General features: G+C 68.2%; 11 protein-coding genes. 6 read left to right on the top strand and 5 right to left on the bottom strand.

From position 1 onward, the window contains the following. The first annotated feature begins 195 nt into the window (after window positions 1–195). The 5 genes from LL06_RS06645 to LL06_RS06625 all read left to right on the top strand — a co-directional run bounded on the left by LL06_RS06645 (window position 196) and on the right by LL06_RS06625 (window position 6,342). A complete protein-coding gene (locus tag LL06_RS06645) occupies window positions 196–1,221 on the top strand; it encodes a LacI family DNA-binding transcriptional regulator (RefSeq protein ID WP_035523992.1) in 1,026 nt (341 codons plus the stop codon). Window positions 1,222–1,257: 36 nt separating this feature from the next. Beyond that, entirely contained in the window at window positions 1,258–1,605 is a 348-nt protein-coding gene (locus LL06_RS06640; RefSeq protein WP_244447061.1) for a metalloregulator ArsR/SmtB family transcription factor, read from the top strand. 231 nt (window positions 1,606–1,836) lie between these two features. Continuing rightward, window positions 1,837–4,671 (top strand): molybdopterin oxidoreductase family protein, encoded by a 2,835-nt coding sequence (locus LL06_RS06635; protein WP_035523989.1) that lies wholly within the window; start codon window positions 1,837–1,839, stop codon window positions 4,669–4,671. Then, on the top strand, window positions 4,668–5,426 hold the full coding sequence (locus LL06_RS06630; protein WP_035523987.1) for a 4Fe-4S dicluster domain-containing protein: 759 nt from the start codon (window positions 4,668–4,670) through the stop codon (window positions 5,424–5,426). Before LL06_RS06635 ends, LL06_RS06630 begins: the two co-directional genes overlap by 4 nt. Window positions 5,427–5,430: 4 nt before the next feature. After that, the gene (locus tag LL06_RS06625; protein WP_035523984.1) at window positions 5,431–6,342 is read left to right on the top strand and encodes a DmsC/YnfH family molybdoenzyme membrane anchor subunit; all 912 of its coding nucleotides are present in this window, start codon (window positions 5,431–5,433) and stop codon (window positions 6,340–6,342) included. Between the two features lie 16 nt (window positions 6,343–6,358). On the opposite strand, the gene LL06_RS06620 is transcribed toward LL06_RS06625, so the two are convergent. From LL06_RS06620 to LL06_RS06600, 5 genes are all read right to left on the bottom strand, one after another. Then, window positions 6,359–8,401 (bottom strand): TRAP transporter permease, encoded by a 2,043-nt coding sequence (locus LL06_RS06620; RefSeq protein ID WP_052161270.1) that lies wholly within the window; start codon window positions 8,399–8,401, stop codon window positions 6,359–6,361. 111 nt (window positions 8,402–8,512) lie between these two features. Further along, the gene (locus LL06_RS06615) at window positions 8,513–9,535 is read right to left on the bottom strand and encodes a TAXI family TRAP transporter solute-binding subunit (RefSeq protein WP_035523981.1); all 1,023 of its coding nucleotides are present in this window, start codon (window positions 9,533–9,535) and stop codon (window positions 8,513–8,515) included. Window positions 9,536–9,697: 162 nt separating this feature from the next. After that, window positions 9,698–10,759: a succinylglutamate desuccinylase/aspartoacylase family protein gene (locus LL06_RS06610; protein WP_035523978.1), complete on the bottom strand. Its 1,062-nt coding sequence runs from the start codon at window positions 10,757–10,759 to the stop codon at window positions 9,698–9,700. 69 nt (window positions 10,760–10,828) lie between these two features. Beyond that, the gene (locus tag LL06_RS06605; protein ID WP_035523976.1) at window positions 10,829–12,436 is read right to left on the bottom strand and encodes an NAD(P)/FAD-dependent oxidoreductase; all 1,608 of its coding nucleotides are present in this window, start codon (window positions 12,434–12,436) and stop codon (window positions 10,829–10,831) included. A gap of 86 nt (window positions 12,437–12,522) precedes the next feature. Next, window positions 12,523–12,891, bottom strand: coding sequence for a PilZ domain-containing protein (locus LL06_RS06600; RefSeq protein WP_035523974.1), 369 nt, complete (start codon window positions 12,889–12,891; stop codon window positions 12,523–12,525). Window positions 12,892–13,088: 197 nt separating this feature from the next. On the opposite strand from LL06_RS06600, the gene xseA reads away from it, so the two are divergent. Beyond that, window positions 13,089–13,626 (top strand): exodeoxyribonuclease VII large subunit (gene xseA, locus LL06_RS06595; RefSeq protein WP_035523971.1); only part of this gene is annotated, 538 nt, incomplete at its 3' end.

Below are 13,626 nucleotides of genomic sequence, written 5' to 3'. Positions count from 1 at the left end.
TCCCGGTCCCGCCGCACTCCCGCAGCGTCCCGGGCCACTGGTGTCCTCACACCATTTTCAATCGATTACATCGCCCTCCGAATTGCTGCACTGCAATCGATTACATAAAGGTTGACCGCGATGAGAATTGGAGTCAAGTGATATTTGCGACACGTACCTCAAACCCGTCTCGCAAAAGCGGGAATTCAGCTTACCATGGAACCAAGAACGCCGAAGATCACCGATGTGGCAAAGCTTGCCGGCGTTTCCACCGCGACCGTGAGCCGGGCGCTGAGCCGGCCGGAAACCGTTGCGGAATCAACGCGCAACCTTGTACTCGCGGCGGCCGAGCAGACCGGATACAGGGTCAATCTCTCGGCCCGGAACCTCAGGCGCCAGCGCACCGGGGCGATCATGATCCTGGTGCCCAATCTCGGCAATCCGTTTTTCTCGGAGATCCTGGCGGGCATCGAGGCGGCGCTGTCGGAAGCCGATATCAACATGCTGGTGGTCGACACGCGCCAGGCGCATGTGAAGCCGCAGCTCATCCTCGAATATCTCAACGCCTCGCGCGCCGACGGCATCATCGCGCTCGACGGCTCGCTGCCCGACGCGATCCTGTCGGTGGCAAGTTCGGGCAACGGCGCGCCGCCGATCGTCTTCGCCTGCGAATGGACGCCGCATGGCGAGTTTCCGTCGGTGCGCGCCAACAATGCCCGCGGCGGCGAGCTGGCGGTCGCGCATCTGGCCGGGCTCGGCCACCGCAGCATCGGCATGATCACGGGGCCTCAGGACAATGTGCTCACCCATGCGCGCAGCCGTGGCGCGCTCCGGGAGCTCGCGGCGCGGGGCCTGGCGCTCGACCCGGACCACGTCTTCCCCGGCGATTTCAGCCTCAACGCCGGCGCCGGCGCGGCCCAGGCCTGGCTCGGGCTCGCGCAGCGGCCGAGCGCAGTGTTCAGCCAGTCCGACCAGATGGCCTTCGGCTTCATTTCCGAGCTGGCGCGGCACGGCGTCTCGGTCCCCGGCGATGTCTCGGTGGTGGGCTTCGACGACATCGCCATCGCCCGCCGCTTCATCCCGGCGCTGACCACCCTGCGCCAGCCGCGCGAGCGGATCGGGCGCTCCGCCGCGCACATGCTGATCAACCACATCCAGACCGGTTCCAGCCCGGCGATCGAAACCACGATCCTCGAGGTCGAGCTGATCGCCCGCGACAGCACCCGGGCGGTCGACGGTTGAATCCCGGATCGAAGTTCCTTATATAAGAGCTGTTAAATGTTCACGGAACGGACCACCATGCTTGACGCCCAGGACATGCTCGAAATGGAGCCGCGCATGAGCGATGCGGCAAAGCTCATGGAAATGCTGTCGCAGCCGGTGCGGCTCAGGATCCTGTGCATCCTGCTCGACGGCGAATACAGCGTGCTCAAGCTCGCCGACATGGCGGGCCTGTCGCAACCGGCGATGTCGCACCATCTGCGCAAGCTGCGCGACGCCGACCTGGTCGCCACCCGGCGCGACGCCCAGACCATCTATTACTCGCTCAAGGGCAAGGAAGTGGCGGCCGTGCTGGAAGTGCTGCACGGGCTCTACTGCAGCCCCAGGGGTGAGACCGTCTGCTGACCTGACTGCCGCCGCGGACCCCGGCCGAACCGCCTCCCTCCCCCGCCTTCCGGCGCCCCGCACCGCGATCTGGACCTAGAGGTACTCAAACTGGACCTAGAGGCCGGCCTTGACATTTGGCCGGCCGGGGGGTCCGTTTGGCATGCTGCGGGGGAGGCTCGCTGCGGACCCACACGGCTCAAGCGGCGTGTTGCACCCCGACAAACGGGCTGCGCGTCTTCGGGAGGATGAATGAACCAGACCAGCGGGGCTCAGGGCACGGCTGACGGCGGCATCCGCAAGACCACCTGCTACATGTGCGCCTGCCGCTGCGGCATCGATGTCCATTTGAAGGACGGCAAGGTCCATTACATCGAAGGCAACCGCGACCATCCGATCAACAAGGGCGTGCTCTGCGCCAAGGGATCGGCCGGCATCATGCAGCATTATTCGCCGGCGCGGCTCCGGAAGCCGCTGCTCAGGACCGGCGAGCGCGGCTCGGGCGAATTCAAGGAAATCGAATGGGACGAGGCGCTCGGCCTTGCCACGACGTGGCTCGGAGAGGTGCGCCGCACCGATCCGCGCAAGCTCGCCTTCTTCACCGGCCGCGACCAGAGCCAGTCGATGACCGGCTGGTGGGCGCAGCAATATGGCACCCCCAACTACGCCGCCCATGGCGGCTTCTGCTCGGTCAACATGGCCGCCGCCGGGATCTACACCATGGGCGGCGCCTTCTGGGAGTTCGGCGCGCCCGACTGGGACAGGACAGAGCTGTTCATGATCTTCGGCGTCGCCGAGGACCATGATTCCAACCCGATCAAGATCGGCCTCGGCAAGCTCAAAGCCCGCGGCGTCAAGGTGATCGGCGTCAATCCGGTGCGCACCGGCTACAACGCCATCGCCGACGAATGGCTCGGCATCACGCCGGGCACCGACGGGCTGCTGATTCTGGCGCTGGCGCATGAATTGCTGCGCACCGGCCGTATCGATGTCGACTATCTGATCCGCTACACCAACGCGCCCTGGCTGGTGATCGACAATCCGGATGGCGCCGACCACGGCCTGTTCGCCCGCGGCGAGGACGGCACCCCGCTGGTGGCGCACCGGGCCACCGGCGAGATCGCCTCCTCGGCCACGCCCGGCATCAAGCCGGCGCTCAAAGGCACTTTCGGCCTACCAGACGGCCGCCAGGCGACGCCGGTGTTCGAATTGTTAGCCGGCAAATATCTCGATCCCGCCTACGCCCCGGCCGCCGTGGCCGAGCGCACCGGGATTGCGGCGGACACCATCATCCGCATCGCCACGGAGATCGCCGAGGCCGCCTTCGAGCGCGAGGTGATCGTCGAGCAGCCCTGGACCGACATGAAGGGCGAGCGCCACGCGCGGATGATCGGCCGGCCGGTGGCGTTTCACGCCATGCGCGGCATCTCGGCCCATTCCAACGGCTTCCAGACAGCCCGCGCGCTGCACCTTTTGCAGATCCTGGTGGGCTCGATCGACTGCCCCGGAGGGTTCCGTTTCAAGCCGCCCTATCCGCGTCCCGTCGCCGGCCAGCCGCGGCCGCATGGCGGCGCCTGCGCCGACACCGCGCTCGCCGGGCCGCATCTGGGCTATCCGCGCGGGCCGGAGGACCTGCTTCTCGAGGCCGACGGCGAGACCGCGCAGCGGATCGACAAGGCATTTTCCTGGGACGCGCCGCTGTCGGCGCACGGGCTCATGCACATGGTCATCTCCAACGCCCACGCGCGCGACCCCTACGGCATCGACGTGCTGTTCCTCTACATGGCCAACATGGCCTGGAACTCGTCGATGAACTCGACCTCGGTGATGCAGATGCTGACCGACAAGGACGAGAGCGGGAACTACGTGATCCCGAAGATCATCTATTCCGACGCCTATTCCTCGGAAATGGTGGCCTTCGCCGACCTGATCCTGCCCGACACCACCTATCTCGAGCGGCACGACTGCATCTCGCTTCTGGACCGCCCCATCAGCGAGCCCGGGGCGATGTGCGATTCGATCCGCTGGCCGGTGGTCGAGCCCGACCGCGACGTGCGCGGCTTCCAGAGCGTGCTGCTCGATCTCGGCGCGCGCCTGAAGCTCCCCGGCATGACCGATGCCGAGGGCAAGCCGGTCTACGCCGATTACGCCGACTACATGGTCAACCACCAGCGCAAGCCGGGCATCGGCCCGCTGTCGGGCTGGCGCGGCACCGATGGCTCCAAGACCGGGCGCGGCGAGCCCAATCCGGACCAGCTCCAGCGCTATGTCGACAATGGCGGGTTCTCGGAGGCGCATGTGCCGGCCGAAGCGCTCTATTTCAAGCACGCCAACCGGGCCTGGAGCGACTGGGCGATCGCCCAGGGTCTGCAGGACGGGCCGGTCGAGAACATCTTCCAGCTCTATCTCGAACCCCTGCGCAAGTTCCAATTGGCGGCCCGGGGCAAGATCAAGCCGGCGGCGCCCGAGCACCACCAGTCCCGCATCGCCGCCTGTTTCGACCCGCTGCCCTGCTGGTACCCGCCCTTCCTCGAGGACGGGCTCGACGAGGACGCCTTCCCGCTGCACGCCATCACCCAGCGGCCGGCGGCGATGTACCATTCCTGGGGCTCGCAGAATGCCTGGCTGAGGCAGATCCACGGCGAGAACGCGCTCTATGTGCCGGGCGCAGTCTGCGACCGGGCCGGGCTTGAGGATGGCGACTGGGCGTTGCTCACCTCGCCTTCCGGCGAGATCCGCGCGCCGGTCCGCCGCATGGACGCCGTCAACGGTTCCACGGTCTGGACCTGGAACGCCATCGGCAAGCGGTCGGGCGCCTGGGCGCTCGACACGGACGCGCCGGAGGCGACCCGCGGCTTCCTGCTCAACCACCTGATCGACGAGCTGCTGCCCCCCAAGGGCGACGGCCGCCGCTGGGCCAATTCAGATCCGATCACCGGCCAGGCCGCCTGGTTCGACCTGCGCGTGTCGATCCGCAAGGACCCCGACCAGTCGGGCGGCGAGAGCCTGCCGCGCGCGAAGCCGCAGAAGAACCCGGTCGGCGCGGCGCCCTCCACCGTCAGCCATGGACGGGAGCGCGCACAATGACCAGTCTTCCGGCCACGACAGAGAAACGCCTGGGCCTCGTCATCGATCTCGATACTTGCGTCGGCTGCCACGCCTGCGCGGTCAACTGCAAGGAGTGGAACTCCGGCGCGCAGGCCTCGCCGCTGTCGGATGTCGACGCCTATGGCGCCGATCCCTCCGGCGCCTGGCTCAACCGCATCCACACCTTCGAGGTGACGCCCGCCGACGCCCCGGCGCAGATCGTGCACTTTCCCAAGTCGTGCCTCCATTGCGACGACGCGCCCTGCGTCACCGTCTGCCCCACCGGGGCCAGCCACAAGCGCAGCGAAGACGGCATCGTGCTGGTCAACGAGGACATGTGCATCGGCTGCGGGCTCTGCGCCTGGGCCTGCCCCTATGGCGCGCGCGAGATGGACCCGGTCGAGAACGTGATGAAGAAATGCACGCTCTGCGTCGACCGGATCTACAGCGAGACGCTGGCGCAAGAAGACCGCATCCCCGCCTGCGTGCGCACCTGCCCGTCGAGCGCGCGGCATTTCGGCGATTTCAACGATCCCGAATCCAATGTCTCGGTTCTCGTCGCCGCGCGCGGCGGAATCGAGCTGATGCCGGAAATGGGAACGAAGCCGGTCAACCGCTATCTGCCGCCGCGGCCCAAGACGAAGGCCGCGCCCCGCCCCGACCCCGCGCGGCCCGCCGCATCCGCTTGCGCCGCCACCCCAAAGGCCGAAGGCTTCCTCGGCTGGCTCGACGCCGCGCTCGACAGGCTCGGATAATCCCATGCATCCTGCCGTCTCCGTCATCTTCTTCACGGTCTCCTCGGGCGCGGGCTTCGGGCTGATCTTCCTGCTGGGCCTCGGCTTTCCGGTGGGCGGCGGCGCGGGCCGCGCCTTCCTGGTCTCGCTGGCGGGCGGCGGCCTGGCGGTGGCGGGGCTGCTCGCCTCCACCTTCCATCTCGGCCATCCTGAAAGGGCCTGGCGGGCCTTGAGCCAGTGGCGCTCGAGCTGGCTGTCGCGCGAAGGCATCGCCGCGATCCTCACCCTTTGCCTGTTCGGGATCTACGCGCTCGTCTGGATGTGGACCGGCGCGCGGCCGGCCCTCCTTGGGGCCTTGGCGTCGTTGGGCGCCCTCGTCACCGTCTTCACCACGGCGATGATCTACGCCCAGCTCAAGACCGTGCCGCAGTGGAAGACCCCGCTCACGCCGGCGGTCTATCTGAGCTTCGCGCTCGCCTCCGGCTGGCTGCTGGCCTCCGCGCTGGGCGATCGCGCCGGCGCGGAAACGGGGGGCATCGCGCTCGTCCTCCTTGCCTGGGCCCTGAAAGCGGCCTGGTGGGTCCGCGCCGGCCGCACGCGCCTGTCCGACGTGGGCTCCTCGCCCGAGACCGCCACCGGCCTCGGCTTCATCGGCCGGGTGCGGCTGCTTGAACGCCCGCATTCCGGCGAGAACTATCTCACCCGCGAGATGGTGCATGTGATCGGCCGCAAGCACGCGCGCAGCCTGCGCCGGCTGGCGCTGCTGCTGGGCGCGGCCGTTCCGGTCGCGATCCTGATCGTCGTGGCGCTCACCGGCGCGCCGGCGCCGGTCAATCTGCTGGCCGCCCTGTCGATGCTCTTAGGCCTGCTGGCCGAGCGCTGGCTGTTCTTCGCCGAAGCCGAGCACGCCGTCTCGCTCTATTACGGCAACCGCTGAGACAGTCCGGCTCCGCTCAGCCCGCGGTGCTCTTGCGCCAGGCGATGACCTGCCGCAGCAGCACCGGCGAGGCGAGGCCCACGCCGATCAGCATCGTCGTCAGGCCCGGCGCCACCACCAGCAGCGCCACCAGGCCGAGCCAGATCCGTTCGAGCCTCGCGAGCGGCGCCACCATGAAGCCGGTGAAGGCGCCGGCGAGCAGCACGATGCCGAGCGTGGCGCCCGTCAGCGTGACGACAAAGGCCTCCCAGGTGAAGCCCTGGGTGACGATCAGCAAAGCCGGCGAATAGACGAAGACGAAGGGGACGAGCGCCTTGGCGATGCCCAGCCGGAAGGCGGTGTTGCCGGTCTGGAACGGGTTCGAGCCGGCAATGCCGGCTGCCGCATAGGCCGCGAGCGCCACCGGCGGGGTGATGTCGGCCAGGACGCCGTAATAGAACACGAAGAAATGCGACACCAGCGGCTCGACGCCCAGCAGCGACAGGGCGGGGGCCGCCACCGAGACCAGGATGATGTAGGTCGCCGTGGTGGGAATGCCGGCCCCCATCAGGATGCAGGCGAAGGCGGTGAAGATCAGCGTGAAGAACAGCGCTAGCGCGTTGATGCTCACCAGCCCGTCTGGCAGCAGCGCGGTCAGCGTCGCGCCGAGGCTCGCCGCCGTCTGGGTGATGATGAAGGACAGCCGGAAGGCGGTGCCGGTCAGCGTGACGACGCCGACGACGATGCCGACCACGGCCGCCGCCGCGCCCACGGCGAGCGCGTATTTGGCGCCGAGCGAGAGCGAATCGACCAGGTCCTTGAATGTAAGCCGGTTGTGCGGCGTGATGAAGCCCACCACGATGCAGGCGGTGATGCCCCAGACCGCGGCATAGTCCGGCGTCCGGCCCGACAGGATCAGCGCCATCAGGATCAGCAGCGGGATCACCGCCAGCCAATTCTCGGTGAAGACCTTGAGGATCTGCGGCATCTCGTCGGGGCGCAGGCCGCGCAGGCCGAGCCGCTTGGCCTCGAAATGCACCATGGCGAAGATGCCAACATAGTGCAGCAGCGCCGGGAACATCGCCGCATAGACGATGTCGCGATAGGGGATCTCGAGGAACTCGACCATGATGAAGGCCGCGGCGCCCATGATCGGCGGCGTGATCTGCCCGCCGGTGGAAGCAGTGGCCTCGACGGCGGCGGCGAAATGCGGCCGGTAACCGACCTTCTTCATCGCCGGAATCGTCAGCGATCCGGTGGTTACGGTGTTGGCGATGGAGGAGCCGGAAATGGTGCCGAGCAGCGCCGAGGAGAAGATCGCCACCTTGGCGGGTCCCCCGGCATAGCGGCCGGCGATCGACGAGGCGACGTCGATGAACAGCTTGCCGAGCCCGATGCGGGTGGCGAGCACGCCGAACAGCACGAACAGGAACACGTATTTGGCGACCGCGCCCACGGCGATGCCGTAGATGCCCTGGTCGGTCATGTAGAGATGGTTGACCAGCGAGCTCCAGGAGGCGCCGGGATGGCGAAAGACGCCTGGCATGTACTGGCCGAACAGGCCATAGGCCATGAAGGCGACCGCGATCGCCGCCAGCGTCCAGCCGATCGAGCGCCGCGCCGCCTCGAGCGTGAGCAGGATCAGCGCCGTGCCCATGAACACGTCGAGCGCCGAGGGATTGCCGACCCGCACCGAGATGGCGCTCGCCGGCAGCAGCGGCAGATAGAGCGCCGCGGCCACCGCGAGCAGGCCGAAGGCCCAGTCCCACAGGCCGATGCCGCCGGGGCGCAGCAGGCTCGACGGGTAGAGCGTGTCGTTCTCGCGCTTCGTGGCGCCGAACACCAGGAAGATCAGGCCGAGCACGAAGGAGATGTGGATGCCGCGATGGACGAGCTCGCGCACCAGGCCGAAGCCGGCGGCGTAGTAATGGTAGACCGACATCGCCACCAGCGCCGCGGTGACCAGCAGCGCCACCGCCCTGCCGGTCGGCCGGAAGGCCATTTCCGGATCGTATTTGCGCTCGAGCTCGGCGAGATCGATGACGGGATCGTCATTCGTCCGATTGTCGGATCCGCTCATGGTGCCACCCTCCGGCTGCAGGAACTTGCCGCAAGGTCACCCGGCCCGGCGGCAGAAAAAATGCGGCCGCCCGGTTTCCCGGACGGCCTGGATCATTGCCTCTTCCGGACCCTACTTGATCAGGCCGGCTTCGCGGTAGAACTTCTCGGCGCCCGGATGCAGCGGGATGCCGATGCCGTCGAGCGCGGTTTCCTTGGTCACGGTCTTGCCCTTGGCATGGCCGGCGTCGAGCAGCGCGCGGGTGCTGTCGTTCCACAGCGCCTTGGTGATCTCGTAGATCAGGTCGTCCTTCTGGTTGGCGCTGGTGAGCCACTGCGCGCCCACGGCGACGGTCTCGGCGCCGGCGACGCCCTGGTAGACGCCGTCCGGGATCGGATCCTTGGAGAAGAACGAGTATTCCTCGATCATCGCGTCGACCTCGGGGCCGGAGATCGGCACCAGCACCACTTCGGCGCTCGAGGCCAGTTCAACCAGCGTGCCGGTCGGATAGCCGCCGACGAAGAACAGCGCATCGAGCTGGCCGTTGCGGATCGCGTCGGAAGCCGGGCCGGGCTTGAGGTTCTCGACGGTGATGTCCTCTTCGGTGAGGCCGAAGGCCTTGAGGATGAGCTGCGCATCGACATAGGTGCCCGAGCCGGGCTCGTCGAGCGAGACGCGCTTGCCCTTGAGATCGGCCACCGAGGTGATGCCCGATTCCTTGGAGGCGACCAGGTGGATGTGTTCCGGATAGAGCGCTGCGATGGCGCGCAGCTCCTGCATCGGCTCCTGGCCCTCGAAGGTGCCGGTGCCGGAATAGGCCCAGTAGGCGACGTCGGACTGCGAGAAGCCCGAGCTCAGGATGCCCGACTTGATGCCGTTGACATTGGCGACCGAGCCGCGCGAGGACTGGGCGATGGCGACCAGGCCGGGCACGCCGCAGGATCCGCCCTCGTCGCAGGCGCGCGAGCCGGGCGGGTTGGAAATGGCGTTGGCGATCGCCCCGCCGAGCGGGAAATAGGTGCCGCCGGTGCCGCCGGTGCCGATCGAGAAGAAGTTCATTTCCTGGGCCTGCAGCCCGGATGCGCCGACGATCAGCGCCGCGCCGACCGCTGCCGCCTGCGCCGCGCGCGCCAGTGTTGCTGTGAGAAGTCGCATAAGTATCTCCCTGTTCCGGCGGCCCGGATCGACCCGGACCGCGTGCTGAATTGGCTTGGCCGGTCCCGCCGGCCGCGTCAACGTGACGCTAATGTTGCGGTTTATGACGGCTTTGTCAAAGCCTTAGGCCTCCCGCCCGGCGCATCGGGCGCCCCGGCGGCCTCAGTCCTCGAGCGCGCCGGCACGGGCCGAGGGCGACGGCGCGCCGGCCACGAGCTTGACCAGATCGTCGCCCATGCGGATGAAGCGGCGCGCCCGCCGGGTCAGCACGAAGCCCGCCTGCGGCGCATGCACGGCCACCGCGCCGCCGGGCTCGCCCGGGCGGGCGACGACCTCGGCCAGCAGGTGGCCCGCCTCGACGCGGTCGCCGGGGGCGACGTGGTAGAGGATGGTGCCGCCCACCGGCGCCCGCACCATTTCGACATGGGCGATCGGCTCGGCGACGAAATCCGCCTTGAGCTCTGCCGCCGTCACGCCGTCGTCTGCGATCACGCCGCGCATCACCAGGAAGCGGTAGAGGCCTTCTGCGTCCTTTCGGGCGAGCATCGGGTCGACATCGAGCTGGCCGCGCAGCTCCACCGTGGTGCAGCAGAGCCCGGAGAGATCGCCGCCCTCGCCCGCCCTGGCGCGCATCTGCGCGAACGCCGCCTCCTCGAAGGCGGCATCAGAGCCCGCGTGCCACAGCACCGCAGCCTCGGCGTCGAGGCAGGCGGCGAGATCCGCCATCCCCGGCCACAGCCGGTCGGGAACATAGAGATACTGCACACCCTCGTCGTCGCAATGGAGATCGAGAACGATCGGGTGGTTGTCGGCGAGCTCCAGCAGCCGGCTCTTGAGCCTCCGGTCGGCGAAGACGGCGGAGAAGGCCGCATCCAGCCGGCGCACGCCCTGCGCGTCGGGAACCGGGAAGCCGCGGTTGAAATTGACCCGGTTGCCGCTCGAGAACCGGCCCATGTGCTGGCTGTACATGTGCTGCGCGGCGCCGATCGGATTGGCTTGCGGCACCAGCGTCAGCGAGCCCTTGAGCCGGCCCTCGGCCTCGGCCCGGACCAGCTCGGGGATCAGGTAATGCAGCGCCGCCGGTCCCGGCCGCTCGTCGGCATGCAGCGCCGCCTGGATATAGACCCTTGGCGCCGTAGCGTCGCTGCCCTCAAGCCGGTGCACGATCAGCTCATAGGCAATGCCGGGGGTTTCGCCGGCAAGGGTCTCGGTCTCGGTCTTCATTGCGTTCACCTTGATAATGCGGATGGGGAAGAGGGCGCGGCGGCACGGCGCCCGCGCTCCAGCGGACGATTACACAAGCCGGGCGCGGATGTCGCTCAGAATTTCGCGCGCCGCATTGTGTCCGGGAACGCCGGTGACGCCGCCGCCGGGATGGGTCGACGAGCCGCACATGTAGAGGCCCTTCAACGGTCCGCGATAGGCGCCGTAGCCGAGCACGGGCCGCGCCGAGAACAACTGGTTGAGGCTCAGCTTGCCGTGGAAGATGTCGCCGCCCACCAGCGACAGCGTGCGCTCGAGGTCGAGCGGCGAGAGCACCTGGCGGCCAATGACGCTGTCCTTGAAGCCCGGCGCATGGCGGTCGACCGTGCCGGCCATCAGATCGGCCACCGCCTCGCGGTGATCGTCCCAGGACGAGCCGCCGGGGAAGTCCGCGGGCAGGGTCGGGGCCACGTGCTGGCAGAACAGGCTCGCCACATGCCTGCCCTCGGGCGCCAGCGTCGGATCGAGCGTCGACGGGATCAGCATCTCGACCACCGGCTGGCGCGACCAGCCGCGGGCGCGCGAATCGAGATAGGCCCGGTCCATGTAGTCGAGCGAGGGGGCGATGATGATGCCGGCGGTCAGGTGATCGCCCGGTTCGGGACGCGCGGTGAAGACGGGCAGCCGGTCGAGCGCCACGTTCATCCGGAACGTGCCCGAGCCGCTCTGCCAATAGCCGATGCGTCGGCGGAAGTCCTCGGGCAGCGGCGCGTCCTTGAGCAGATTGCCGACGAGAAGCTGCGGGTGGATGTTGGAGGCAACGAGATCGGCGGCGAGGCGTTCGCCCTGCTCGGTGACCACGGCGCGGACCCGACTGCCTTCCGTCTCGATCGCCGCCACCGCGGCGCCGGTGCGGATCGTCACGCCCTTCTCCGCGCAGGCGCGGCGCATGGCCTGGGTGATCGCGCCCATGCCGCCGATGGCGTGGCCCCAGACGCCCTGCTTGCCGTTGACCTCGCCGAAACAGTGGTGCAGCAGAACGTAGCCGGTCCCCGGGGTATGGGGACTGACCCAGGCGCCGACGATGCCGTCGAAGCCGAACAGCGCCTTCACGGGGTCGGTCTCGAACCAGCGGTCGAGGATCTCGGAGGCCGAACAGGTGAAGAGATCGAGCACGTCGCGGCGCGCGTCGAGCGGCAGCTCCGCCATGCGCCGGCCGAGCGAGGCGGTCTTGAGCAGCTCCGGCACGGCCGAGAGCCAGTTGCCTTCGGTGACGTTGGGCGGGGTCCTGAGCAGCAGGTCGCGCAGCACGGAGGCCGCGTTCTCGAGCATCACGCCATAGCCCTCGAGCGCCTCGGCGTCTCGTTCGGAGAACTGCGCCACCGACGCGCGCGTGCGACCGGGCCCTGCTTCCAGCGCCCGCCCGTCGGGCAGCGGCAGGAAATTTCCCATCCGCCGCTCGACGATCTCAAGGCCGTGGCGGGCGAGACCGAGATCGGCGATCACCTTGGGATTGAGCAGCGACACCGTGTAGGAGGCGACCGAATTGCGGAATCCGGGATGGAACTCCTCGGTCACCGCGGCGCCGCCGACCACGTCACGCTTTTCCAGAACCGTGACCCTGTGCCCGGCATTTGCCAGGTACCAGGCGCAGACCAGCCCGTTATGGCCGCCGCCGATCACCACCGCATGCTTCATGTCGTCCGTCCCCGCTGAGTGCGGGGGCCATCCTGCACCGGGACCCGGCGCCGGCGCAAGCACGCGCGGCAAGCCGCCGCACGCGCTCACGGATCGTTGGCGTGGCGGCGGGGGGCGAATTTCCTGCGGGCGATCTTGTTGACCAGTTCGGTGGGCATGTCGGTGGTGAAGCGCAGGTGCAGGGCGGTGTCCGAGCGGGCGACCGCGGCGCAGGAGATCTTGATCGGCATGCCGTCGAGCACGAGATAGAGATGGTCGGCCGCCTGGCCCGGCAGCGGAACCGCAACCAGGCAGCCGCTTTCGGAAATGTTGACCATCCTGCAGGGCTGCGAGGTGAAGCCGCGGACGCCGCGGCGCAGATAGTAGATCGTTCCGGCGGCATTGGTGAGCCGGCGCTTGTGGGTGCGCTGCTCCTCTCCCGCCAGACGCGTCAGATAGTTCTTCGGTGCGCTCATTCCGGTCCCCGAACATGATTGACTGCTAATCAATATAAGTTTTGAGGGGTTAAAAACGGGTGTATGGGTGGAAAGTCACCCGTGAAAAACCACGGGTCCCGCAAAGACATCGTTAAGCATGCGGCAGGCCGCGCGCCCGGCCCGGCCGCGCCGCTCCCCGCCCTTGACGCGGGCACCGCCATGGTGCGCAATCGGGCATGCCCGACAGGATTGATGATTCGCCCTCCAACGCCACCGAGTTCACCGTCAGCGAGCTGTCCGGCTCGATCCGCCGCACGGTGGAGGATGCCTTCGGCTATGTGCGGGTGCGCGGCGAGATTTCCGGCTATCGCGGCCCGCATTCCTCGGGCCACGCCTATTTCGCCCTGAAGGACGACAAGGCGCGCATCGAGGCGGTGATCTGGAAGGGCGTGTTCCAGCGCCTCGCGCACCGCCCCGAGGAGGGGCTCGAGGTGATCGCCACCGGCAAGATCACCACCTATCCGGGCTCGTCGAAATACCAGATCGTCATCGAGTCGATCGAGCCCGCGGGCGCCGGAGCGCTGATGGCGCTGATCGAGGAGCGGCGGCGAAGGCTCGCCGCCGAAGGCCTGTTCGACGAGGCGCGCAAGCAGTTGCTGCCGTTCATGCCGGGGGTCATCGGCGTGGTGACCTCGCCCACCGGCGCCGTCATCCGCGACATCCTGCACCGGCTCGACGACCGCTTCCCGGTCCATGTCGTGGTCTGGCCGGTGC

It is taken from the genome of Hoeflea sp. BAL378 (assembly GCF_000759435.1).
Taxonomy (GTDB): Bacteria; Pseudomonadota; Alphaproteobacteria; order Rhizobiales; family Rhizobiaceae; genus Hoeflea.
This window is presented reverse-complemented; position numbering and strand designations above follow the sequence as displayed.